Genomic DNA, 24411 nt, shown 5'->3' on the forward strand with positions numbered 1-24411 from the left:
AGGAAATCCTCATGGACACCAAACTGCTCGATATCCTCGCTTGCCCGATCTGCAAAGGCCCGCTCAAGCTCAGCGCTGACAAGACCGAACTGATCAGCAAAGGCGCCGGCCTGGCGTACCCGATCCGCGACGGCATCCCGGTGATGCTGGAAAGCGAAGCCCGTACCCTGACCACCGACGAGCGCCTGGATAAATGACCACTGCCTTCACTGTTGTCATTCCATCGCGCTACGCCTCCACCCGCCTGCCCGGCAAACCGCTGCAAATGATCGGCGACAAGCCGATGATCCAGTTGGTCTGGGAGCAGGCCTGCAAAAGCAGCGCCCAGCGCGTGGTGGTGGCCACTGATGACCTGCGGATCATCGAGGCCTGCAAGGGGTTTGGCGCCGAAGCGGTGCTGACCCGTGAAGATCACAACTCCGGCACCGACCGCCTGGCCGAAGTCGCCACGCACCTGGGCCTGGCGCCGGACGCCATTGTGGTCAACGTGCAAGGCGACGAGCCGCTGATCCCGCCGAGTGTCATCGATCAGGTCGCCGCCAACCTGGCCGCCCATCCTGAAGCACGCATGGCGACCCTGGCCGAACCGATCGAAGACATCCAGACCCTGTTCAATCCGAACGTGGTGAAGGTGGTCAGCGACATCAATGGCCTGGCCCTGACGTTCAGCCGTTCGACCCTGCCCTGGGCGCGCGATGAATTCGCCAAGCAGCGTGACGTATTGCCGGCCGGCGTGCCGTATCGCCGCCATATCGGCATTTACGCCTACCGCGCCGGCTTCCTGCATGATTTCGTCAGCTGGGGCCCGTGCTGGCTGGAGAACACCGAGGCCCTGGAGCAACTGCGGGCCCTGTGGCATGGCGTGCGGATTCATGTCGACGATGCCATGCAAGCCCCACCAGCCGGCGTCGATACCCAGGAAGACCTTGAGCGCGTACGCCGGTTGCTGGGGGTTTGATGGAAGTCCTGTTTGTGTGCCTGGGCAATATCTGCCGCTCGCCCACCGCCGAAGGCGTCCTGCGCCATAAATTGCGGGCCGCCGGGTTGGCGGATCGGGTCGAGGTGGCCTCGGCCGGTACCGGCGAATGGCATATCGGCAAGGCACCGGACAAGCGCAGCCAGCAGGCAGCATTGCGTCGCGGCTACGACTTGTCGGCCCAGCGTGCGCAGCAGGTGTCGCGTGCCGACTTTGCACGCTACGACCTGATCCTGGCCATGGACCAGAGCAACCTGCGTAACCTCAAGGCCATGCAACCGGCCAAGGGCAAGGCAGAGTTGGACCTGTTCCTGCGCCGCTACGATTCGGCGGTGGATGAAGTGCCGGATCCGTATTACGACGGCGAGCAAGGTTTCGAACAGGTCCTGGACCTGATCGAGGCCGCTTGTGATTTGCTGGTGATCGAATTGAAGGGGCGTTTATGAGCCTGGATGTACAGCCCCAGGTTTCCCTGAAGGCCTTCAACAGTTTTGGTATCGATGTGCGAGCGCAGTTGTTCGCCGAAGCCCATAGCGACGCAGATGTGCGCGAGGCCCTGGCCTATGCAGCCGCACAACAGCTGCCGTTGCTGGTGATCGGGGGCGGTAGCAACCTGCTGCTGACCCAGGATATCGCGGCGCTGGTGTTGCGCATGGCGACCCGTGGGATTCGGGTCCTGCACGATGATGGCCAGCAGGTTTTGGTGGAGGCTGAAGCGGGCGAAGCCTGGCATCCTTTTGTGCTGTGGACCCTTGAGCAAGGGTTCTCTGGCCTGGAAAACCTCAGCCTGATTCCCGGTACCGTCGGTGCCGCGCCGATGCAGAACATCGGTGCCTACGGGGTCGAGATCAAGGATGTGTTCGCCGGCCTGACCGCCCTCGACCGCCAGACCGGCGAGCTGCGGGATTTCAGCCTGCAAGAATGCAACTTCGCCTACCGTGACAGCCTGTTCAAGCACGAAGTGGGACGCTGGCTGATCCTGCGGGTGCGCTTTGCCCTGAACCGTGTCGCGCACCTCAAGTTGGGTTATGGCCCGGTGCAGCAACGCCTGGCCGAACAAGGTATCACCCAGGCGACGCCGAGCGATGTCAGCCGGGCCATTTGCAGCATCCGCAGTGAAAAGCTGCCCGACCCTGCGGTCTTGGGCAATGCCGGCAGTTTCTTCAAGAACCCGCTGGTATCCCAGGTGCTGGCTGCGCAATTGCAGCTGCAATATCCCGATCTGGTGGCCTATCCCCAGGCTGATGGCCAAGTGAAACTGGCGGCGGGCTGGTTGATTGACAAGGCTGGCTGGAAGGGCTTTCGTGACGGCGATGCCGGCGTACACCGCTTGCAGGCGCTGGTGCTGGTCAATTATGGCGCGGCCACGGGCCTGGAAATTTCGAGCCTGGCGCAACGTATCCAGCGCGATATCGCCGAGCGCTTCCAGGTCGATCTGGAAATGGAGCCCAATCGTTATTGAGCTACGCTTCTAGCGTGTTGAACAAAGCCCTGCATTGCAGGGCTTTTTTGTTAATGCTGGGTTAACTTAGCAGGCTAACGATGCCTGTTTATTGTTCGATCGATGCTGTTTATCAAAGGCCCGGTGAAAGGCTGGTGTTGTTCGCGCAGGGAATTGTAGGCACATTCCCTGACGCAAAACCTGTCTTCACAAGAGAGCCCGATTAGCCTGAGCCATCTGCGTGAACCGACTCCGCTTCCTTAAAAGCGGCAGATAGCTCGACCCCATAATCCAATCACTATGCGGGCGTGCCCATGATTACTCTCAAGCTCAACGGTCAAGATCATCCACTGGACGCCACCGAGGACATGCCCCTGCTGTGGGCGATCCGTGACGTGGCGGGTTACAACGGTACCAAGTTCGGTTGTGGCATGGGCTTGTGCGGCGCCTGCACCATCCATATCGATGGGGCGCCGGCACGCAGTTGCATCACGCCCATTGGCTCGGTCAAGGGGCAGAACGTCAGCACTATCGACAACCTGCACAATGATCCAGTCGGTCAAGTGGTGCAGCAGGCGTGGCTGGACACGGCGGTGGCCCAATGCGGTTACTGCCAGGGCGGGCAGATCATGTCGGCCACCGCGCTGCTGAAAACCAACCCCAACCCCAGTGATGCGCAGATTGAAGAGGCGATGGTCGGCAATATCTGCCGTTGTGGCACCTACAATCGGATCAAGACCGCGATCCGCCAGGCTGCCACCCACCTGCAGGAGGCCAAGGCATGAGCCAGTTGCCTGCTGATTTCGTCCTGAACAACCTCAGCCGTCGCGGCTTTCTCAAGGGTGTTGGCGCGACCGGCGCCCTGGTAGTGGCTGCCAGTTGGGGCTTGCCCGATGCCTTTGCCGAAGAAGTGAAGAAGTACGGCGCCCAAGCCATGCCCAATGGCGTGATCGACGACCCCAAGGTCTACGTCAGTATTGCCGCCGACGGCAGCGTGACCGTGGTCTGCAACCGCTCGGAGATGGGCCAGGGCGTGCGCACCAGCCTGGCCATGGTGGTGGCCGACGAACTGGAAGCCGACTGGGCCAGGGTCAAAGTCGAACAGGCGCCCGGTGACGAAGTGCGCTTTGGGAACCAGGACACTGATGGCTCGCGCAGCATGCGCCATTGGTACGAGCCAATGCGTCGTTGCGGTGCTGCCGCGCGGACCATGCTGGAACAGGCGGCCGCCGAGCAGTGGAAAGTCCCGCTGGGTGAGTGCCGTGCACAGCTGCATAAAGTGATTCACCAGCCCAGCGGTCGTGAACTGGGCTATGGCGCCCTGGCCGCTGCCGCCGCAGCACTGGCAGTACCGGCGCGGGACAGCCTGCGGCTCAAGCAACCGTCGGAGTTTCGTTATATCGGCAAAGAAGCGAGCAAGGCTATCGACGGTGTCGATATCGTCAACGGTCGGGCGGTGTACGGCGCCGATGTGCATTTTGACGGCATGCTGTTCGCCACTGTCGCGCGGCCCAAGGTGTATGGCGGCAAGGTCAAATCATTTGATGCCAGCGCGGCGCTGAAAGTGCCGGGTGTGATCAAGGTCCTGGAGATCGAGAGCCGCCCCATACCCTCGGAGTTCCAGCCATTGGGCGGCGTGGCGGTGGTCGCCAGCAACACCTGGGCGGCAATCAAGGGGCGTGAGGCGCTGCAGATTGTCTGGGACGACGGCGCCAATGCCGGCTACAACTCCACCGACTATCGCAAGACTCTGGAGGCCGCCGCCCTCAAACCCGGCAAAGTGGTGCGCAATACCGGCAGTATCGACCAGGCCCTGAGCGATGCCGACAGCACTTTCGACGCGGCGTATTACTTGCCACACCTGGCGCAGTCGCCGATGGAGCCGATGGTGGCGGTGGCCCGTTATCAGGACGGGCAATGCGAGGCCTGGGCGCCGAGCCAGGCACCGCAGGTCACGCGGGAGCGGGTCGCCGAGCGCCTTGGCCTGCCGTTCGACAACGTCACAATCCACGTCACCCTGTTGGGCGGTGGTTTTGGACGCAAATCGAAACCGGACTTTATCGTCGAAGCCGCGATCCTGGCCAAGGAGTTCCCCGGCAAGGCCGTGCGCGTGCAGTGGACCCGTGAAGACGATATCCACAACTCCTACTTTCATACCGTGTCCGCCGAGTATCTCAAGGCCGGCCTGAACAAGGATGGCCTGCCGTCGGGCTGGTTGCATCGCACCGTGGCCCCGAGCATCACCGCGTTGTTTGCGCCGGGCATGAACCACGAGGCCGCATTTGAACTGGGCATGGGCTTTACCAACATGGCCTACGCCATCCCCAACGTGCGCCTGGAAAACCCCGAGGCCGCCGCCCACACCCGCGTGGGTTGGTACCGCTCGGTGTCAAACATCCCCCATGGTTTTGCGATTCAGAGCTTTGTCGATGAATTGGCCCACAAGGCCGGCCAGGATCCGCTGAAGTACCAACTCAAACTGCTGGGCCCGGACCGTCAGATTGATCCGCGAACCTTGAGTGAAGAGTGGAACTACGGCGAGTCGCCCGAGCGCTATCCGATCGACACCGCTCGTATGCGTGGCGTATTGGAAACCGCGGCCAAGGCTGCTGGCTGGGGTCGTACATTGCCCAAGGGGCGTGGCCTGGGGTTGGCGGTGCATTACAGTTTCGTCACTTATGTGGCGGCGGTGATTGAGGTGGAGGTCAAGGATGACGGCACGCTGATCGTACACAAGGCCGATATTGCCGTGGACTGCGGCCCGCAGATAAACCCGGAGCGCATTCGCTCGCAGTTCGAGGGCGCCTGCGTCATGGGCCTGGGCAACGCGGTGCTGGGGGAAATCAGCTTCAAGGATGGCAAGGTCCAGCAGGACAACTTCCATATGTATGAAGTGGCGCGCATGTCCCTGGCGCCCAGGGAAATTGCCATTCATTTGGTCACGCCCAAGGGCGAGGTGCCTCTGGGCGGCGTCGGTGAGCCGGGCGTGCCGCCGATTGCGCCAGCACTGTGCAATGCGATTTTTGCGGCGACTGGCAAGCGCATCCGCAGCTTGCCGGTGCGTTATCAGTTGCAGGGCTGGCAGCAGGAGGCGAAGGCCTGATGGACAGCGTTGATCTGAATGTCTTGCGCAGCGTGCTGGAGTGGCGCCGCGCAGGGCACCGGGTGGTGCTGTACAGCGTGGTCCAGACCTGGGGCAGCGCACCACGGCCGCCGGGGGCGATGCTGGCCCTGCGCGGCGATGGCGTGGTGATCGGCTCGGTGTCCGGTGGTTGCATCGAGGACGATCTGATCGCCCGTCTGTACGATGGCCGGTTGCTCGACGATGGACCACCGGTGCAACTGGTGACCTATGGCGTTACCCGGGATGAAGCCGCGCGCTTTGGCCTGCCGTGCGGCGGCACCTTGCGCCTGACGCAGGAGCGGGTCGGTGATCCTGCGTGGGTCGCCGAGTTGCTGGCGCGTTGTGAGGCCCATGAAATTGTTGCGCGGGAGTTGGATTTGGCGACGGGCTCCGTGTGTTTAAGCGTGGCGAACAAGTCTGACATTGTTACGTTTGATGGTGAGCGCTTACGGGCCATTTATGGTCCGCGCTGGCGCCTGCTGTTGATCGGCGCGGGCCAGTTGTCGCGCTATGTGGCAGAAATGGCGCGCCTACTGGACTTTGAAGTGTTGATCTGCGACCCGCGCCAGGAGTTTGTCCATGGCTGGGAAGAGCAGCATGGACGCTTTGTGCCGGGAATGCCCGATGAGGCCGTGCTCACTATCCAGACGGACGAGCGCACGGCCATTGTTGCCCTGACCCACGATCCGCGCCTGGACGATATGGCGTTGTTGACCGCATTGAACTCCCGGGCGTTCTACATCGGTGCCCTGGGTTCACGGGTCAATAGCCGCAAGCGCCGGGAGAACCTGGCGGTGTTGGGGTTGGGGGCCGAGGCGATTGCGCGGCTGCATGGCCCGATTGGCATTCATATCGGCAGTCATACGCCGGCAGAGATTGCCTTGTCGCTGATGGCGCATATCGTCGCGGTCAAGAACGGTGTGGAGCTGTTACAGAAGAACCCCGTACGGGAGGCGGTCAGTTGACGAGCGCGATCACTGCGATCGTCCTCGCGGCGGGGCAGGGCAGTCGTTTCCGTGCGCAAAATGGCCAGGACAAGCTATTGGCCCCTTGTGTGGGGCGTGATGGGGTGATGCGACCGGTCTTCGAGCAGGTATTGGTCAATTTACCGGCCAGTATCTCCCGGCGTTGGGTCGTCACGTCGTCTGGGCGCAGCGAGGTCATTCGTCTGGCCAGGGATTATGGATGCGAAGTGCTGCTTCTGGATGCTGCGGGTATGGGCGACAGCCTTGCAGCGGCAGTGGCGGCCAGTGGCCCAAGTGCCGGTTGGCTGGTGGTGCTGGGGGATATGCCGTTTATTCAGTCCTCGAGCATTGAGCGGGTGATAGAACGGGTGGAGGGCATCAGTGTGCCGGTGCATGCTGGGCAGTATGGCCATCCCGTTGCGTTTGGCCGGGCTCTAGGGCCCGCCTTGATGGAACTGACTGGGGACCGTGGCGCCAAGCCCCTGTTTGCCCAGGCTGATGTGCGGGAAGTGCCGGTGGATGATCCCGGGGTGTTGTGGGATGTGGATGTACCGCAAATGCTCAAGTTCCCACAACCCCTATAGGAGCCCATCCCTCTCTACCGCCATCGCAGGCAAGCCAGCTCCCACTTTTGATTGTTGTAGCTGCATGGAACGCATAAAAAAGCCCCGCCTGATTGCTCAGGCGGGGCTTTTTAGTTGCCGTTGGAATCAGGCGAGGGGTTTAGGCTCGTGCTCTTCTTCCAGGGCTTTTGGGTTGTGCTCTACCACTTCCTCAACGGAACGCAGGTTCTCGTCGATGGCTGGGGCCGCGTGCTCAACTTCTGCTTCGATCGCCGGTGCTTCGACAACCTCGGCAACCACCGGTGCGGCTTCGACTACGGCCGGAGCCGCCGCCGCTGCTTCTTCGGCTTCTTTCTGCAGACGCTCGGCTTCACGCTTGCGGCGACGCACTTCACGCGGGTCGTTCGGCGCACGGCCGTTTTCGGTCAGGGCGCTGGCCGGGGCTTCAACCACCGGGGCGGCCACTTCGGCAACCACTGGTGCTTCCACGACCACCGGGGCAGGTTCTGCAACCACAACCGGTTCTACTGCAACCACGACGGCTTCGGCGATCACCACTTCAGCGACCGGTGCAGGCGCTTCTTCTACCGGCGCTTGCGCGGGTGCTGGTTCGGCAGTCCACTGGAAGGCGGTCTGTTCTTCGCGAACTTCACGCACTTGTGGGGTTGGCTCGGCGGCTGGCGTTTCGACTGGCGCTTCGACAACGGCTTCAACCACAGGCTGTGGCTCAACCACGTCCGCAGGTGCAGCAACTGCTTGCGCTTCAGGCTGGGCTTCGCGAACCGGTGCAACTTCCACTTCTGGAGCAGCAGGTGTTTCGACCACGGTGGTGGCTTCGACAGCGGGTGCTTCAACGACGGCAGTTTCCTGCACGGCAGCGGTGGCACGTTCGGCCTGCTGGTTGGCTTCGGCTTCGGCAGGGGCGCTGATGACCGCGCTGGCAACGGCAGCGGTCACGGCCAGGCCAGCAGCCAGTTCGGTGCTGGTTGGCTCGTTGTTGGCGGTTTCTTCAGTGGCTTCGCCGGTCTCTTCCGAGCCTTCGATCACATTGCCGTTGGCGTCACGCTGACGCTCACGACGGTTGCTGCGACGACGCTGGCCACGGGAGCGGCGGCGTGGACGATCGCCTTCGGCGTTGTCCTGGCCATCTTCCTGTTGCTGCTCTTCGTTGGTCAGCAGTTCTTCTTCGCTGGCGGCAACGGCCTGCTCGGCGCGTGGTTGACGCTCTTCACGCGGTGGGCGTGGGGCGCGTTCCTCGCGCGGCTGGCGGGCCGGGCGTTCTTCAGTAGCGGCATCAACGGCAGCGGCGGCAACCGCCGGGACGGCGTCCAATGGCTCGCGCAGTTCACGTACACGTTCTTCACGCTCGCCACGCGGCTTGCGATCTTCACGCGGGGCGCGAGGTGCGCGCGGTGCACGTTCTTCACGTGGTGCACGCTCTTCACGCGGAGCACGTTCTTCACGGGCTACGGCCGGGGTTTCTTCACGGGCTTCGCGCGGTTGGCGCTCTTCGCGTGGTGCGCGTTCTTCACGCGGTGCACGCTCTTCGCGAGGCTTGCGCTCTTCATCACGGCGACCGTTGCGGTTACGGCTCTGCTGGCGACCGTTGCGACGCTCTTCATTGCGTGCAGGACGTTCAGCGGCAGGCTTCTCGACCACGGCAGGAGCTACCGGCTCTTCCTTGGTGGCGAACAGGCTGACCAGCGACTTCACCAGGCCCTTGAACAGGCTTGGCTCCGGCAGGGAGGCAGGAGCGGCAACCGGGGCTGCGGCTTCAGTCGGTACCGGTGCGTTGGCACGGGCCGGTGCGGTCTTGACGGCAGCTTCCTGGCGAACCAGGGTGCGGGTCGCGGCGGCTGGCTGGACTTCTTCGACTTCGGCAGCAGCAGCGGCGATTTCGTAGCTGGACTGGCCGCTGTGGGCTTCCGGGCTGTCATCACGCAGGCGTTGCACTTCGAAGTGCGGCGTTTCGAGATGATCGTTCGGCAGGATCACGATGCGGGCACGGGTGCGCAGTTCGATCTTGGTGATCGAGTTGCGTTTCTCGTTGAGCAGGAAGGCTGCAACCGGGATTGGCACTTGCGCGCGGACTTCGGCGGTGCGGTCTTTCAGGGCTTCTTCTTCGATCAGGCGCAGGATCGCCAGGGACAGCGATTCGACATCACGGATGATGCCGGTGCCATTGCAACGCGGGCAGACGATGCCGCTGCTTTCGCCCAGGGACGGACGCAGGCGCTGACGGGACATTTCCAGCAGGCCGAAGCGCGAGATGCGGCCGACTTGCACGCGGGCACGGTCGGCTTCCAGGCATTCGCGGACTTTTTCTTCCACGGCGCGCTGGTTCTTGGCAGGCGTCATGTCGATGAAGTCGATCACGATCAGGCCGCCGATATCACGCAGGCGCAGTTGGCGGGCGATTTCTTCAGCCGCTTCCAGGTTGGTCTGCAGGGCGGTTTCTTCGATGTCGCTGCCTTTGGTAGCGCGCGCCGAGTTGATGTCGATGGACACCAGGGCTTCGGTCGGATCGATGACGATGGAACCACCGGAAGGCAGTTCGACCACGCGCTGGAAGGCGGTTTCGATCTGGCTTTCGATCTGGAAACGGTTGAACAGCGGCACGCTGTCTTCGTACAGCTTGATCTTGCTGGCGTACTGCGGCATCACCTGGCGGATGAAGGTCAGGGCTTCGTCCTGGGCTTCAACGCTGTCGATCAGCACTTCGCCGATGTCCTGGCGCAGGTAGTCGCGGATGGCGCGGATGATCACGTTGCTTTCCTGATAGATCAGGAATGGCGCGGAGCGGTCCAGGGATGCTTCTTTAATAGCAGTCCACAGTTGCAGCAGGTAGTCGAGGTCCCACTGCATTTCTTCGCTGCTGCGGCCAAGGCCGGCAGTGCGCACGATCAGGCCCATGTCGGCCGGGGCGATCAGGCCGTTCAGCGCTTCACGCAGTTCGTTGCGCTCTTCGCCTTCGATACGACGGGAGATGCCGCCGGCACGCGGGTTGTTCGGCATCAGGACCAGGTAACGGCCAGCCAGGCTGATGAAGGTGGTCAGGGCTGCGCCCTTGTTGCCACGTTCTTCTTTTTCGACCTGGACGATGACTTCCTGGCCTTCGCTCAGGACGTCCTTGATGTTCACGCGGCCTTCAGGGGCTTTCTTGAAGTATTCGCGGGAGATTTCCTTGAGGGGCAGGAAGCCATGGCGCTCAGAGCCAAAATCGACAAAGGCAGCCTCAAGGCTCGGCTCGATACGAGTAATCCGGCCTTTATAGATGTTGGCCTTCTTCTGCTCGCGTGCACCGGACTCGATGTCCAGGTCGTAGAGGCGTTGGCCATCTACCAGTGCAACACGCAACTCTTCGGGTTGAGTTGCGTTAATCAGCATTCTTTTCATGTTGTACCGTCGGTTTCCGGGCTGCCGGAAACGGCGTTCGGCACACACGACTTCTCACGGTCGGTGTCAGGTGCGTCAAGAGTGGTTGGCCACTCCAGTGTCCAGCAATACCGGCCAATTGGGCTGGTATCGCGACTTACGCGTCCTGCTTGCTGTGGTGACTTAATAAGCACTCAGTCAGGAGGAGGAATCAACCGGCGACTGTGGACGAGATGAAGCGTCTAAATATAAGCCTAGTGCTACACAGTCCGACGGTTGTGCATCTCCACCCTACACGTATCCCTGATAATTCGGGTGCTGCCGCGCGCAGAATCCGCAGCGGGTTGGCATTTACCGTGTTCTCCAATGGGGAGTTCACGCTCATGGCTAATAACAGGCGTTGTTTCCGAAGCATTCGCCGTGGTCTGGTACAAGACTGACTGCACTTTGTGAACTGGCCGTAAATATCGGCGCAAGAGACGAGTAATCACTCTGTTTCCTGCACTCGCTTCAGGCCTCATGTCACCTGCGCTTGTTACAATCTTGAGCCTTCCAGTGTGGCAAAAGCCCCGTAGGACGGCCTCGCGTCCTGATGAATTGCGATGGTCAGGGGCGGCAGTTTGCCGCGAGTCCTCTGTCCAGGCCGCTTTTGGCGGCGTTCGCGACTATAGCAGCAATGATTAAGTGCTTCAATTCCATAAAAAATTGTTATCATTCCCGGCATGACGACTACCGCCCCCCCGACCCCCAGCGTCCAGCTGCTTGAGGTCTCGCCGGAATATGCCGGCCAACGCATCGACAATTTTCTTCTGGCCAGGCTCAAGGGCGTGCCCAAGACCTTGATTTATCGCATTTTGCGTAAAGGCGAAGTGCGGGTGAACAAAGGCCGGATCAAGCCCGAGTACAAGCTGCAGGCGGGCGATATCGTCCGGGTGCCACCTGTGCGGGTGCCTGAACGTGACGAGCCCGTGCCGCTGGCCCAGGGCCTGTTGCAGCGCCTTGAGGCGTCGATTGTCTTCGAAGACAGCAAGCTGATCGTGATCAACAAGCCATGTGGCATTGCGGTTCACGGCGGCAGCGGCCTGAATTTCGGGGTGATCGAAGCCTTTCGTCAGTTGCGTCCGGACGCCAAGGAGCTGGAGCTGGTCCATCGCCTGGACCGTGACACTTCCGGCCTGTTGATGATCGCCAAGAAGCGCAGCATGTTGCGCCACTTGCATACCGCCCTGCGCGGCGATGGCGTGGACAAGCGCTACATGGCCCTGGTGCGTGGCAATTGGGCCTCTTCGATCAAGAGCGTGCGTGCGCCGTTGCAGAAGAGCAACCTGCGCTCCGGCGAGCGTATGGTCGAGGTGGACGAGGAGGGCAAGGAGGCGCTGACCCTGTTCAAGGTGCTACGGCGTTTTGGTGACTTCGCAACCATGGTCGAGGCCAAGCCGGTGACCGGGCGTACCCACCAGATTCGCGTGCATACCCTGCATGCTGGCCACTGCATTGCCGGTGATACCAAGTACGGCGACGAGGGCTTCTCCAAGGAGATTCGCGACCTTGGCGGCAAGCGCCTGTTCCTGCATGCCTACATGCTGACGGTGCCGTTGCCTGATGGTGGCGAATTGAAGTTGCAGGCCCCTGTCGATGAAATGTGGGCCAAGACCGTGGAGCGCCTGAGTGTCGCGCCCTGACTACAAGCTGCTGATTTTTGACTGGGATGGCACCCTGTGCGATTCCATTGGTCGGATTGTCGAGTCCATGCACATGGCCTCGACCCGTTCCGGCTTCGAGCTGTGCAGCGACCTAGCGGTCAAGGGCATTATTGGCCTGGGTTTGCCGGAAGCCATTCGCACCTTGTATCCGCAGATCACAGATAGCGAGTTGGTCGCGTTTCGCGAGCATTACGCTGATCACTACATTGCCCTGGAAGCTGAGCCTTCACCCTTGTTTGAGGGTGTGGTGCAGTCCCTGGCGGCATTGCGCGAGCAGGGCTATCACCTGGCAGTGGCCACCGGCAAGGCGCGGCGCGGCCTGGATCGGGTGCTCAAGGCCAATGGTTGGGAAGATTATTTCGATATCACCCGCGCCGCTGATGAAACCGCGAGCAAACCCCATCCCTTGATGCTGGAGCAGATCATGGCGCACTGCGGGGTTTCTGCCCGCGAGTCGTTGATGGTCGGTGATGCTTCGTTCGATTTGCTGATGGCGCGCAATGCTGGCATGGACAGTGTTGCGGTCAGCTACGGTGCCCAGTCCCCCGAAGCCTTGCAGGCGTACGAGCCGCGACTGACGATTGATCGGTTTTCTCAATTGCACGCCTGGCTCAACCAGGCCCATTAAGTTTTTGCTGGGGTAGATGGCATGACCGATGAGTGGAGGGCACCGAGCAAGGCCGGTGCCGACAATGGCGATGATAAAAGCTGGAAATTGCTGGAAAAGACCCTGCTGGCGGGCGTCCAGGAACAGCGTCGCGCCCGGCGCTGGGGGATCTTCTTCAAGCTCCTGACCTTTACCTACCTGATTGGCATGCTGGTGCTGTTCAGTCCCCTGGTGGACATGGAAAAAAGCGCCGTGCGCAGCGCCAACTACACCGCACTGATCGAGGTGCGCGGGGTGATTGCCGACAAGGAGTCCGCCAGCGCCGACAACATTGTCAGCAGTCTGCGCACGGCTTTCGAGGATCCCAAGGTCAAGGGTGTGGTGCTGCGCATCAACAGTCCGGGCGGCAGTCCGGTGCAGTCGGGGTATGTCTATGACGAGATCCGTCGTCTACGCGCGCTGCATCCGGACACCAAGCTGTACGCGGTGATCTCTGATCTGGGGGCTTCGGGCGCCTATTACATTGCCAGCGCTGCCGACCAGATCTACGCCGACAAGGCCAGCCTGGTAGGTTCCATTGGTGTGACGGCGGCCGGTTACGGTTTTGTCGGTGCCATGGAGAAGCTGGGTGTCGAGCGGCGTACCTATACGTCGGGCGAGCACAAGTCGTTCCTTGACCCGTTCCAGCCGCAAAAGGCTGAAGAAACCCAGTTCTGGCAGAGTGTGCTCGACACCACTCATCGCCAGTTTATTGCCAGCGTCAAGCAGGGGCGCGGTGAGCGACTCAAGGATAAAGAACATCCGGAGTTGTTCTCCGGCCTGATCTGGTCGGGTGAGCAGGCATTGCCGTTGGGCTTGATCGACGGCCTGGGCAGTGCCAGCTCCGTGGCGCGGGATGTGATTGGCGAGAAGGAGTTGGTGGACTTCACCGTCCAGGAATCGCCGTTCGATCGCTTCTCCAAGCGGCTGGGTGCCAGTGTGGCGGAGAAGCTGGCGCTGTATATGGGCTTCCAGGGCCCGACGCTGCGCTGATCTCAGGGTTGGCATCGATCAAAATGTGGGGGCGGGCAAGCCCGCACATATTGGGTTTTGTGGTGTTCTACGGTACCTGCACACCTTCGGCCAGCAGCATATCCACCAGGCGAATCAGCGGTAGGCCGACGAGGCTGGTGGCGTCCGGCCCTTCGGTGCTCTGAAACAAGCTCACCCCCAGCCCTTCAGCCTTGAAGCTGCCAGCGCAATCGTAGGGCTGCTCGATCCGCAGGTAGCGCTCGATCTGTGCTGGGTCCAGTTGTCGCATGGTGACGGTAAAGGGGATGCAGTCCACCTGGCAATGCCCCGTTTCGCTATTGAGCAGCGCCAGGCCGGTCAGGAAGCTGACCTGCCTACCGCTGGCGGCGAGCAATTGTTCGCGGGCCTTTTCGAAGGTGTGGGGCTTGCCGATGATCTGGTCGTCGAGCGTCGCCACCTGGTCCGAGCCGATGATCAGGTGTCCAGGGTGGCTGCTGGCGAGGGCGCGAGCCTTTTCCTCGGCCAGGCGCTTGACCAGCTCGACAGCAGGCTCGTTTTTACGGTGGCTTTCGTCGATATCCGGGGAGCTGCAGATGAACGGCAGGTGCAGGCGATTGAGCAGTTCCCGGCGATAAACCGAGCTGGAAGCGAGTAATAAAGGCAACATGTGGCTCTCCTCAAGGCAGTTGCGGATTCTAGCGAGCGGGCAGTCTGGCGCACAGGGCTGAATTTCCTTTGACATGGCCGGGTGCATCCCTATAATGCTGCGCCTATGTTGAATGACCCGATTCCACCTCACGTTGACCCGCGCAAATTGGCTGATCGTGGCACCACCCTCCAAGGTGAAGTGTTGCTGGCCGATTTGGAGAGACTCTGCGACCCGCTTTCCGACAATGTCGGTACGGTGCAGGCTAAATTCGTTTTTGAACGAGATGAACGTAAATCTGTGGTAATCCACAGCTTTATCGACACCGAGGTCAAAATGGTTTGCCAGCGTTGTCTTGAGCTGGTCACCCTGCCGATCCACAGCGAATGCAGTTATGCTGTGGTGAAAGAGGGTGCGAATACCCAGTCGTTGCCGAAAGGTTATGACGTGCTGGAACTGGGCGAAGATCCTTTGGATCTGCATGCACTGATCGAGGAAGAGCTTTTGCTCGCCTTGCCCATTGTGCCTGCTCATCATCCGGAAGAATGCCAGCAGCCGGCGGGGCTCGATGACGAGTCCGAACCGAGCGAGGACGAGGTAACGCGGTCCAACCCGTTCAGTGTATTGGCGCAGTTAAAGCGTGACCCAAACGTTTAGGAGTTAATCAATTATGGCTGTTCAGCAGAACAAAAAATCCCGCTCTGCCCGTGACATGCGTCGTTCGCACGATGCCCTGACGGCAAGCACTCTGTCTGTAGAAAAAACCACCGGTGAAATTCACCTGCGTCACCACGTATCGCCAGAAGGCGTATACCGTGGCCGTAAAGTGATCGACAAGGGCGCTGACGAGTAATCACTTGTCTGCTCAAGTCATCGCGATTGACGCAATGGGCGGGGACTTCGGTCCCCGCAGCATTGTTCAGGCCTGCATTGCCAGCCTGTCTGCAACGCCCTCGCTGCACCTGACCCTTGTCGGTCAACCTTCCCTACTTGAAGAACTGATTGCCAGTCATCCGGCTGTGGATCGCGCGCGCCTGACGATAATGCCGGCCAGCGAAACCATCGGCATGGACGAAAAACCGGCCCAGGCCCTGCGTGGCAAACCCGACTCTTCCATGCGCGTGGCCCTTGAGCTGCTGCGTGACGGCAAGGTCCAGGCGTGTGTCAGTGCGGGCAATACCGGGGCGCTGATGGCGTTGTCTCGTCATGTGCTGAAAACCTTGCCGGGGATTGACCGGCCTGCGATGGTCGCGGCGATCCCGACCCAGCGTGGCTATTGCCAGTTGCTGGACCTGGGGGCGAATGTCGATTGCAGTGCCGAGCACCTGTTGCACTTTGCCCTGATGGGTTCGGTGGCGGCTGAAGCGCTGGGTGTGGTGCGGCCCCGGGTCGCCTTGCTCAATATCGGCACCGAGGACATCAAGGGCAACCAGCAGGTCAAGTTGGCCGCCAGCCTGCTGCAGCAGGCGCGGGGGTTGAACTACATCGGGTTTATCGAAGGTGATGGGTTATATCGTGGCGAGGCCGATGTGGTGGTTTGCGACGGTTTTGTCGGCAATATCCTACTCAAATCCAGCGAAGGCCTGGCTACGATGATTGCTGCTCGCATTGAGGCCTTGTTCAAGCAGGGCATCGCCTCGCGACTGGTGGGTGCCTTGGCGCTGCCGTTGATGCGGCGCCTGCAGGCCGATTTGGCTCCGGCTCGGCATAACGGCGCCAGCTTTCTCGGTTTGCAGGGCATTGTGGTAAAAAGCCACGGTTCGGCGGGTGTCCAGGGCTTTCAGAGTGCCATTGCGCGTGCCCAGATCGAGATCCAGGAGAACCTGCCGCAACGCTTGCATGGCCGTCTTGAGGATCTGTTGTCTTAGGCGAATTGGTCCGGGAATGCTTAAATGTGACCGGCCAGTTCAATTGACCATCCAATCTGTCAGTTTCTTGCGCTCCCAGCTGTGGGGCGTCAATTCACCGACGACCAGATCATTAGGGGCTTGTTACATGTCTACATCCCTCGCATTCGTCTTTCCAGGGCAGGGTTCGCAGTCCCTCGGCATGTTGGCCGAGCTGGGCGCGCAATACCCGCTAGTCCTGGAAACATTCAAGGAAGCTTCCGCTGCCTTGGGCTACGACCTTTGGGCTTTGACCCAGGACGGGCCGGAAGAACTGCTCAATCAAACCGATAAAACCCAGCCGGCCATCCTGACGGCTTCCATCGCGCTGTGGCGCGTCTGGTTGGCCGAAGGCGGCGCACGCCCGGCTTTTGTTGCCGGTCACAGCCTGGGCGAATACAGCGCCTTGGTCGCGGCAGGCAGCCTGACCCTTGCTGAGGCGGTCAAGCTGGTAGAGCGCCGTGGCCAACTGATGCAAGAAGCGGTTCCGGCCGGGCAGGGCGGCATGGCCGCTATCCTGGGCCTGGACGACGCGGTGGTGATCGAAGCCTGTGCCGAATCGGCCCAGGGTGAAGTGGTCAGCGCGGTGAACTTCAACTCCCCTGGCCAGGTGGTGATCGCCGGTGCCAAGGCGGCAGTTGAGCGTGCCGTCGAAGGCTGCAAGGCCCGTGGGGCCAAGCGCGCATTGCCGCTGCCGGTCAGCGTGCCGTCCCATTGCGAGCTGATGCGCCCGGCCGCCGAGCGGTTTGCCGAGTCCATCGCCGCCATCAACTGGCAGGCACCGCAGATCCCGCTGGTGCAAAACGTCAGCGCCGACGTGGCGCCGGACCTGGACACCCTCAAGCGCGACCTGCTGGAGCAGCTGTACAAGCCGGTGCGCTGGGTTGAATCGGTCCAGACCCTGGCTGCCAAGGGCGCTACCCAACTGGTTGAGTGTGGTCCGGGCAAAGTCCTGGCCGGTCTCAACAAGCGTTGCGCCGAAGGCGTGTCGACGTCCAATCTCAATACCCCGGATGGCTTCGTAGCCGCCCGCGCCGCACTGGCCTGAACTAAGGAGAAGCCTGCATGAGTCTGCAAGGTAAAGTTGCACTGGTTACCGGCGCAAGCCGTGGCATTGGCCAGGCGATCGCCCTGGAGCTGGGTCGTCAGGGTGCCATCGTGATCGGTACTGCCACCTCCGCCTCGGGCGCCGAGCGTATCGCCGCGACCCTGAAGGAAAATGGCGTGCAGGGCACCGGTCTTGAACTCAACGTGACCAGCGATGAGTCCGTGGCTGCTGTCTTGGCCCAGATCACTGCACAGTTCGGTGTGCCGGCTATTCTGGTGAACAACGCCGGGATTACCCGTGACAACCTGATGATGCGCATGAAAGACGACGAGTGGTACGACGTGGTCGATACCAACTTGAACAGTCTGTTTCGCCTGTCCAAGGGTGTTTTGCGCGGCATGACCAAGGCGCGTTGGGGGCGAATTATCAATATTGGCTCCGTAGTGGGTGCCATGGGCAACGCAGGCCAAGTAAACTACGCCTCTGCCAAGGCCGGCCTGGAAGGTTTCAGCCGTGCCCTGGCACGTGAAGTCGGCTCGCGGTCGATTACGGTCAACTCGGTAGCTCCAGGGTTTATCGATACCGATATGACCCGTGAGTTGCCTGAAGCGCAACGTGAAGCGTTGCTGACGCAAATTCCGCTGGGCCGTCTGGGCCAGGCCCAAGAGATCGCCAATGTGGTCTCTTTCCTGGCGTCTGACGGTGCGGCATACGTGACTGGGGCTACAATCCCGGTGAACGGCGGGATGTACATGAGTTAAATTGTGACGGATCGCTTCAAAAAAATGTCATACGAGCTGTCTAAAATCCGTTATAAAGCTGCAATCTATTTATAGGCAGGTGGTCGGTAGGGTACGAGGGTGAAGCTTTCAGTTGAAAAGCTGAAAAGCCTTTCTATACACTTACCCACTGGCCAGCTGCCTGAATTTGTCCATTAGGAGTTAAACAAGGTATGAGCACCATCGAAGAGCGCGTCAAGAAAATCGTCGCCGAGCAACTGGGCGTTAAAGAAGAAGAAGTGGTCAACACTGCTTCCTTCGTAGAAGACCTGGGTGCCGATTCCCTTGACACCGTTGAGCTGGTGATGGCTCTGGAAGAGGAATTCGAGACCGAAATCCCGGACGAAGAAGCTGAAAAAATCACTACTGTTCAAGCTGCTATCGACTACGTTACTAGCCACCAGGCGTAATAGTTTGTAATCGTCGCTTGCTGTTATGGAAAAACCGCACTGCTGTAACGGCGTGCGGTTTTTTCTTTAGCTCTGATGAAAAATGAGCTGTGAAGCAAAGTGTCGTCATTAGAAAAAGGAGAGTGCTGTGTCGCGTAGACGCGTCGTAGTCACCGGTATGGGTATGTTGTCGCCACTGGGTACGGATGTGCCGAGCAGTTGGCAGGGCATTCTGGCTGGCCACAGTGGTATTGGTCTGATCGAGCATACGGACCTTTCTGCCTATTCCACCCGTTTTGGCGGCTCGGTAAAGGGCTTCAACGTCGAGGAATATCTCTCGATCAAGGAATCCCGAAAACTCGACCTGTTCATTCAATACGGCTTGGCGGCCGGTTTTCAGGCAGTGCGTAATGCCGGCCTGGAAGTCACCGATGCCAACCGTGATCGCATTGGCGTGGCCATGGGCTCGGGTATTGGTGGTCTGACCAATATCGAAGAAACCAGCCGCACGCTGCACGACTCCGGCCCTCGTCGAATTTCACCGTTCTTCGTCCCGGGCTCGATCATCAATATGATTTCCGGTTTCCTGTCCATCCATCTGGGTGCCCAGGGGCCTAACTACGCCATTTCCACGGCGTGCACCACGGGCACTCACTGCATCGGCATGGCGGCGCGCAATATCGCCTATGACGAAGCTGACGTGATGATCGCCGGTGGCGCCGAAATGGCCGCCTGTGGCCTGGGCATGGGCGGCTTCGGCGCGTCGCGTGCGCTGTCTACACGCAATGACGAGCCGACCCGCGCCAGTCGTCCGTGGGACAAGGGCCGTGATGGCTTTGTGCTGTCCGACGGCGCCGGTGCCCTGGTTCTCGAAGAGCTGGAGCACGCCAAGGCCCGCGGCGCGACGATCTATGCCGAGCTGATCGGTTTTGGCATGAGTGGCGATGCTTACCACATGACCTCGCCACCCGCCGACGGCGCGGGCGCTGCGCGTTGCATCAGCAATGCCCTGCGCGACGCGAAGATCAATGTCGATCAGGTGCAGTACATCAACGCCCACGGCACCTCGACGCCCACGGGTGACCTGGCGGAAGCGCAGGCCATCAAGTCGGTATTCGGTGAGCACGCCTACAAGCTGGCGGTCAGTTCCACCAAGTCCATGACCGGTCACCTGTTGGGTGCGGCAGGTGCGGTCGAAGCGATTTTCAGCGTGCTGGCGATCAAGGATCAGGTCGCGCCGCCGACCATCAACCTTGATGAGCCGGATGAGGGCTGCGACCTGAACTTCGTGCCTCACGAGCCGCAGAAAATGCCGATCGACGTGGTGTTGTCCAACTCGTTCGGCTTTGGTGGTACCAACGGTTCCCTGGTGTTCCGCCGGTTCGCCGAGTGATGCACAGCTGGGTCGACGGTCAGCCAGCGGATACCGTGCCGCTCAAAGATCGCGGCCTGGCCTACGGCGATGGTTTGTTTGAAACCATCGCGGTCAAGGCCGGGCAGCCCGTGCTGCTTGACCGCCACCTGCAACGCCTTGACGAAGGTTGCAGGCGCCTGGCGCTTACCGTCGACCAGGCACTGATCCGCCACGAGTTGCTGGCCTACGCGGCAGCCCTCGGTGACGGCGTGCTCAAGTTGATTCTCACCCGTGGCGATAGCTTGCGCGGTTATGGCATCAACCCAGGCGCCCCGGCGCGCCGTATCCTGCAAGGCAGCCCGCCTGCCACCTATCCCGAGGCTCATGGATCATCAGGCGTGCGCCTGTTTCCATGTGCCACCCGTTTGTCCGAGCAACCCTTGCTCGCCGGTCTCAAACACCTCAACCGCCTCGAACAGGTCCTGGCTCGCGCCGAGTGGCAAGATGCAGATCACGCTGAAGGATTGATGCTGGATATGTCCGGGCGCGTCATCGAAGGCGTGTTCAGCAATCTGTTCCTGGTGCGTGACGGCCAGTTGCTGACCGCCGACCTGAGCCGCTGTGGCGTGGCCGGCGTCATGCGCGCCGAGCTGTTGAGCAGGGCCGAGGCGTTGGGCATTGTCACCACCGTTGCCGATATCAGCCTTGCGCAGTTGCAGCAGGCCGATGAAGTGTTCGTCTGCAACAGCGTATATGGCATTTGGCCGGTGCTTGGATGTGGGCCAATGAGCTGGTCGGCCGGGCCACTCACCCGTAAACTGCAAGGCATTGTTCGCGCGCTATTGGGTGTTTGATTTGAGACGTAAAATTGTATTGCTGCTGGAGATCGGTCTGGTCCTGGTGGGTTTGCTGCTGGGCTTTTCGGCCTGGAAGCTGGACTCGGCCTTGAAGCAGCCACTGAATCTGTCCCAGGAGCAATTGCTGGATGTAGCGACCGGCGCGACGCCTACGGGCACCTTCAACCGTCTGCAAGCGGATGGTGTACTTGAGGATGCCTTTTGGCTGCGTCTGTACTGGCGCTTCAACCTTGATGGCCAGCCGCTGCACAGTGGCGAATACCGCATGACGCCAGGCCTGACGGCCCAGGGGCTGATCGGCCTGTGGCAGCGCGGTGAAGTGGTGCAGTACAGCCTGACGCTGGTGGAAGGCTGGAATTTCCGCCAGGTGCGCAGTGCGCTGGCCAAGCACGAAAAGATCGAGCAGACCCTGTCGGGCTTGAGTGACCGTGAGGTGATGGAGAAGATCGGTCATCCCGACGTGTTCCCGGAAGGGCGGTTCTTCCCTGATACCTACCGTTTCGTACGCGGTATGAGCGATGTCGAGTTCCTCAAGAAAGCCTACAACCGCCTGGACGATGTCCTTGAGCAGGAATGGAGCCGACGCGCCCCGGATGCGCCCTATACCGATCCCTACCAGGCGCTGATCATGGCATCGCTGGTCGAGAAGGAAACCGGCGTGCCTGAAGAGCGTGGGCAGATTGCCGGGGTGTTTGTGCGGCGCCTGAAGATCGGCATGCTGCTGCAAACCGATCCCACCGTGATCTACGGCATGGGCGAGCGCTACAACGGCAAGTTGACGCGCGCGCACCTGAAAGAAGCCACGCCCTATAACACCTACATGATCAGCGGCCTGCCGCCGACGCCGATTGCCATGGTCGGCCGCGAGGCGATCCATGCCGCGTTGAATCCGGTGCCGGGCAGCAGCCTGTATTTTGTGGCCCGGGGCGATGGCAGCCACATTTTCTCCGATAGCCTGGATGCCCATAATGCGGCGGTGCGCGAGTACCAACTCAAGCGTCGCGCCGACTATCGCTCCAGCCCTGCGCCGGCCGCACCCGCGACCGTTGAGCCTGTCGCGCCTGACGCTGCGCCCGCGCAAAGCCCGCAATGACTCTGACTAAGGACTGCCTGTGACTGGCTTGTTTATTACCCTGGAAGGCCCGGAAGGCGCCGGCAAGAGTACCAACCGTGAATACCTGGCCGAACGCTTGCGGGCCGAAGGGATCGAGGTGTTGCTGACCCGCGAGCCTGGCGGCACGCCTCTGGCGGAGAAGATTCGCGAAGTGCTGCTGGCCACTGGCGATGAGGTCATGGACCCGGACACCGAACTGTTGCTGGTGTTTGCTGCCCGTGCCCAGCACTTGGCGCAAGTGATTCGCCCGGCGCTGGCCCGTGGCGCGGTGGTGATCTGCGACCGCTTCACCGATTCCACCTACGCCTATCAGGGCGCGGGGCGCGGCTTGTCCCTGGAGCGCATCGCGACCCTGGAGACCTTCGTCCAGGGCGACCTGCGCCCGCACCTGACCCTGGTCTTCGACCTGCCGGTTGATGTCGGCCTGGCCCGGGCCAGCGCCCGTGGTCGCCTGGATCGCTTCGAGTTGGAAGGTCGGGCATTTTTTGAAGCAGTGCGTGCGGCTTATCTCCAGCGTGCCGCAGCTGCACCCTCGCGCTACTGCCTGCTGGATGCCGCGCAGCCGCTCAAGCAGGTGCAGCAGGCTATCGATGCGCTGCTACCCAAACTGTTGGAGCTTTACCGTGGCTGAAGCCTATCCGTGGCAGGACAGCCTGTGGCAGCAATTGGCCGGGCGTGCCCAGCACGCCCATGCCTACCTGCTCCATGGGCCGGCAGGCATCGGCAAGCGCGCCTTGGCCGAACGCTTGATGGCGCGCCTGCTGTGCCAGCGGCCGGCAGGGCTGGAGGCGTGCGGGCAATGCAAGTCGTGCCTGTTGCTCAAGGCCGGCAGCCATCCGGACAACTACGTGCTGGAACCTGAAGAAGCCGACAAGGCGATCAAGGTCGACCAGGTGCGGGACTTGGTGAGTTTTGTGGTGCAGACCGCGCAGATGGGCGGCCGCAAGGTGGTGCTGATCGAACCGGTGGAATCGATGAACATCAACGCCGCCAACGCCTTGCTCAAGAGCCTGGAAGAGCCGTCCGGCGATACCGTGCTGTTGCTGGTCAGCCACCAGTCCAGCCGTCTGCTGCCGACCATTCGCAGCCGCTGCGTGCAACAGGCCTGCCCGCTGCCGAGCGAGGCCATGAGCTTGCAGTGGCTGGGCCAGGCCTTGCCGGAGTGCAGTGAGCAAGAGCGAGTCGAATTGTTGACCCTGGCCGCCGGCTCGCCCTTGGCGGCGGTCAGCCTGCAGGCCCAGGGCGTGCGCGAGCAGCGTGCGCTGGTGGTCGACGGGGTGAAAAAACTGCTCAAGCAGGAGCAGTCGGCCACGCAACTGGCCGAAGGCTGGAAAGACGTGCCGTTGTTGCTGCTGTTTGACTGGTTTTGCGACTGGTCCAGCCTGATCCTGCGCTATCAACTGACCCAGGACGAGAACGGCCTGGGTTTGATGGACATGCGCAAGGTCGTGCAATACCTGGCGCAGAAGAGTGCCCAGGACAAGGTTTTGAACATTCAGGACTGGATCCTTGCCCAGCGCCAGAAGGTCTTGGGCAAGGCCAACCTGAACCGGGTGCTGTTGCTTGAGGCATTGCTGGTGCAATGGGTCGGGTTGCTCGGCCGACGTTGATATTCTCGGGGCCGACGGATGTCTCGTTGGCCAGACACTTCCTGTGACGCAAGTTGTAACTTCCTATGCTCGTAGATTCCCATTGCCACCTTGATCGCCTCGACCTCGCCGCTCACAACGGCTCCCTGGATGCAGCGCTCGACGCTGCGCGCCAGCGTGGCGTCGGGCACTTCCTGTGTATCGGCGTCAGCGCCGAGAATGCCGCCGACGTCAAGGCCCTGGCCGAGCGCTATGCCGATGTCGATTGCTCGGTGGGCATCCACCCCCTGGATCTCAAACCCGGCGAAGCCCCGGCCCTTGAGTGGCTGCTGGACGAGCTCAATCACCCACGGGTGGTGGCCATCGGTGAAACAGGCCTGGATTACCATTACGAGCCAGAAGCCGCCGACTTGCAGCAGGCCTCGTTCCGCCTGCACCTGCAGGCGGCGCAGCAGACCGGCAAGCCAGTGATCGTACACACCCGTGGCGCCCGGGCCGACACCCTGGCCTTGCTGCGCGAAGCGGCGCTGCCCCAGGCGGGTGTGTTGCACTGCTTTACCGAAGATTGGGAGATGGCCAAGGCGGCCCTCGACCTGGGCTTCTATATTTCCCTGTCGGGCATCGTCACCTTCCGCAACGCCGAGGCCCTGCGCGATGTGGCGCGCCAGGTGCCGGCTGACCGCCTGCTGGTGGAAACCGACTCGCCTTACCTGGCGCCAATCCCTCATCGTGGCAAGCCGAACCTGCCGGAATATGTGCGGGATGTGGCGGATTACCTGGCAATGTTGCGAGGGGAGTCGGTGGAGCGTTTTGCCGAGCAGACCACCGAAAACTTCAAGCGTCTGTTCCCGCTGGCGCACGTTGGCTGAATCCCAGGCAAAAAAAACCCGGGTTCTGGGGGGTGAATCCGGGTTAAGACCATTAGGAGTAAACAAAGGTACGCGGTCCGTTGGTACCCATATCGGTGTGTCACTTGGGGGAGAT

At 61.2% G+C, this 24411-nt stretch carries 25 protein-coding genes; 23 read left to right on the plus strand and 2 right to left on the minus strand.

Going from position 1 to position 24411, the window contains the following annotated elements; translation table 11 throughout:
* Positions 1-11: 11 nt before the first annotated feature.
* The 8 genes from FJD34_RS06970 to FJD34_RS07005 all read left to right on the plus strand — a co-directional run bounded on the left by FJD34_RS06970 (position 12) and on the right by FJD34_RS07005 (position 7090).
* A complete protein-coding gene (locus tag FJD34_RS06970) occupies positions 12-197 on the plus strand; it encodes a Trm112 family protein (RefSeq protein WP_003174668.1) in 186 nt (61 codons plus the stop codon).
* Positions 194-958 (plus strand): 3-deoxy-manno-octulosonate cytidylyltransferase, encoded by a 765-nt coding sequence (kdsB, locus tag FJD34_RS06975; protein WP_032861524.1) that lies wholly within the window; start codon positions 194-196, stop codon positions 956-958. Before FJD34_RS06970 ends, kdsB begins: the two co-directional genes overlap by 4 nt.
* On the plus strand, positions 958-1422 hold the full coding sequence (locus FJD34_RS06980; protein WP_032861522.1) for a low molecular weight protein-tyrosine-phosphatase: 465 nt from the start codon (positions 958-960) through the stop codon (positions 1420-1422). The genes kdsB and FJD34_RS06980 overlap by 1 nt, the downstream gene beginning before the upstream one ends.
* On the plus strand, positions 1419-2438 hold the full coding sequence (gene murB, locus FJD34_RS06985; RefSeq protein WP_090291755.1) for a UDP-N-acetylmuramate dehydrogenase: 1020 nt from the start codon (positions 1419-1421) through the stop codon (positions 2436-2438). The genes FJD34_RS06980 and murB overlap by 4 nt, the downstream gene beginning before the upstream one ends.
* A gap of 293 nt (positions 2439-2731) precedes the next feature.
* The gene (locus FJD34_RS06990; RefSeq protein WP_032861520.1) at positions 2732-3202 is read left to right on the plus strand and encodes a (2Fe-2S)-binding protein; all 471 of its coding nucleotides are present in this window, start codon (positions 2732-2734) and stop codon (positions 3200-3202) included.
* Positions 3199-5520, plus strand: a complete 2322-nt coding sequence (locus FJD34_RS06995; RefSeq protein WP_032861519.1) for a xanthine dehydrogenase family protein molybdopterin-binding subunit — start codon at positions 3199-3201, stop codon at positions 5518-5520. Before FJD34_RS06990 ends, FJD34_RS06995 begins: the two co-directional genes overlap by 4 nt.
* Positions 5520-6506, plus strand: a complete 987-nt coding sequence (locus FJD34_RS07000) for an XdhC family protein (protein ID WP_090291753.1) — start codon at positions 5520-5522, stop codon at positions 6504-6506. Before FJD34_RS06995 ends, FJD34_RS07000 begins: the two co-directional genes overlap by 1 nt.
* Complete coding sequence (locus FJD34_RS07005; protein WP_223232744.1) at positions 6503-7090, plus strand: nucleotidyltransferase family protein; 588 nt, start codon at positions 6503-6505, stop codon at positions 7088-7090. The genes FJD34_RS07000 and FJD34_RS07005 overlap by 4 nt, the downstream gene beginning before the upstream one ends.
* Before the next feature lie 126 nt (positions 7091-7216).
* On the opposite strand, the gene rne is transcribed toward FJD34_RS07005, so the two are convergent.
* Positions 7217-10465: a ribonuclease E gene (gene rne, locus FJD34_RS07010; RefSeq protein WP_032861515.1), complete on the minus strand. Its 3249-nt coding sequence runs from the start codon at positions 10463-10465 to the stop codon at positions 7217-7219.
* 701 nt (positions 10466-11166) lie between these two features.
* On the opposite strand from rne, the gene rluC reads away from it, so the two are divergent.
* The 3 genes from rluC to sppA are packed head-to-tail and all read left to right on the plus strand — an operon-like array spanning position 11167 to position 13786.
* The gene (rluC, locus tag FJD34_RS07020; protein WP_032861514.1) at positions 11167-12126 is read left to right on the plus strand and encodes a 23S rRNA pseudouridine(955/2504/2580) synthase RluC; all 960 of its coding nucleotides are present in this window, start codon (positions 11167-11169) and stop codon (positions 12124-12126) included.
* The gene (locus FJD34_RS07025; protein WP_032861513.1) at positions 12113-12775 is read left to right on the plus strand and encodes an HAD-IIIA family hydrolase; all 663 of its coding nucleotides are present in this window, start codon (positions 12113-12115) and stop codon (positions 12773-12775) included. The genes rluC and FJD34_RS07025 overlap by 14 nt, the downstream gene beginning before the upstream one ends.
* A 21-nt stretch (positions 12776-12796) precedes the next feature.
* Entirely contained in the window at positions 12797-13786 is a 990-nt protein-coding gene (gene sppA / locus FJD34_RS07030; RefSeq protein WP_090291752.1) for a signal peptide peptidase SppA, read from the plus strand.
* Between the two features lie 67 nt (positions 13787-13853).
* Here the strand turns inward: sppA and FJD34_RS07035 are convergent, their stop codons facing one another.
* On the minus strand, positions 13854-14432 hold the full coding sequence (locus tag FJD34_RS07035) for a Maf family protein (RefSeq protein ID WP_090291749.1): 579 nt from the start codon (positions 14430-14432) through the stop codon (positions 13854-13856).
* A 105-nt stretch (positions 14433-14537) separates the two neighbouring features.
* Between FJD34_RS07035 and FJD34_RS07040 the strand changes: the two genes are divergently transcribed.
* The 12 genes from FJD34_RS07040 (at position 14538) to FJD34_RS07095 (ending at position 24296) form a co-directional block, all read left to right on the plus strand.
* Positions 14538-15068, plus strand: coding sequence for a YceD family protein (locus FJD34_RS07040; RefSeq protein ID WP_029299696.1), 531 nt, complete (start codon positions 14538-14540; stop codon positions 15066-15068).
* A gap of 13 nt (positions 15069-15081) precedes the next feature.
* Positions 15082-15264: a 50S ribosomal protein L32 gene (gene rpmF, locus FJD34_RS07045; protein ID WP_008152339.1), complete on the plus strand. Its 183-nt coding sequence runs from the start codon at positions 15082-15084 to the stop codon at positions 15262-15264.
* A 4-nt stretch (positions 15265-15268) separates the two neighbouring features.
* On the plus strand, positions 15269-16279 hold the full coding sequence (gene plsX, locus FJD34_RS07050) for a phosphate acyltransferase PlsX (RefSeq protein ID WP_082445635.1): 1011 nt from the start codon (positions 15269-15271) through the stop codon (positions 16277-16279).
* 127 nt (positions 16280-16406) lie between these two features.
* Positions 16407-17345, plus strand: coding sequence for an ACP S-malonyltransferase (fabD, locus tag FJD34_RS07055; protein ID WP_090291747.1), 939 nt, complete (start codon positions 16407-16409; stop codon positions 17343-17345).
* Between the two features lie 17 nt (positions 17346-17362).
* Positions 17363-18106: a 3-oxoacyl-ACP reductase FabG gene (fabG, locus tag FJD34_RS07060; protein ID WP_032861503.1), complete on the plus strand. Its 744-nt coding sequence runs from the start codon at positions 17363-17365 to the stop codon at positions 18104-18106.
* Positions 18107-18297: 191 nt separating this feature from the next.
* Complete coding sequence (gene acpP, locus FJD34_RS07065; RefSeq protein ID WP_003175607.1) at positions 18298-18534, plus strand: acyl carrier protein; 237 nt, start codon at positions 18298-18300, stop codon at positions 18532-18534.
* Between the two features lie 127 nt (positions 18535-18661).
* Positions 18662-19906: a beta-ketoacyl-ACP synthase II gene (fabF, locus tag FJD34_RS07070; RefSeq protein WP_032861501.1), complete on the plus strand. Its 1245-nt coding sequence runs from the start codon at positions 18662-18664 to the stop codon at positions 19904-19906.
* Entirely contained in the window at positions 19906-20721 is an 816-nt protein-coding gene (gene pabC, locus FJD34_RS07075; protein ID WP_065943555.1) for an aminodeoxychorismate lyase, read from the plus strand. The genes fabF and pabC overlap by 1 nt, the downstream gene beginning before the upstream one ends.
* A gap of 1 nt (position 20722) precedes the next feature.
* Positions 20723-21817: an endolytic transglycosylase MltG gene (gene mltG, locus FJD34_RS07080; protein WP_090293190.1), complete on the plus strand. Its 1095-nt coding sequence runs from the start codon at positions 20723-20725 to the stop codon at positions 21815-21817.
* Positions 21818-21836: 19 nt separating this feature from the next.
* Entirely contained in the window at positions 21837-22469 is a 633-nt protein-coding gene (gene tmk, locus FJD34_RS07085; RefSeq protein ID WP_032861499.1) for a dTMP kinase, read from the plus strand.
* Positions 22462-23448 carry a DNA polymerase III subunit delta' gene (locus tag FJD34_RS07090; RefSeq protein ID WP_032861497.1) on the plus strand — a complete coding sequence of 329 codons (987 nt, stop codon included), beginning with the start codon at positions 22462-22464 and terminating at the stop codon, positions 23446-23448. Before tmk ends, FJD34_RS07090 begins: the two co-directional genes overlap by 8 nt.
* A 65-nt stretch (positions 23449-23513) precedes the next feature.
* Positions 23514-24296, plus strand: a complete 783-nt coding sequence (locus FJD34_RS07095; protein WP_065943552.1) for a TatD family hydrolase — start codon at positions 23514-23516, stop codon at positions 24294-24296.
* Positions 24297-24411: the final 115 nt, after the last annotated feature.

This window comes from Pseudomonas brenneri, assembly GCF_007858285.1.
Taxonomy (GTDB): Bacteria; Pseudomonadota; Gammaproteobacteria; order Pseudomonadales; family Pseudomonadaceae; genus Aquipseudomonas; species Aquipseudomonas brenneri.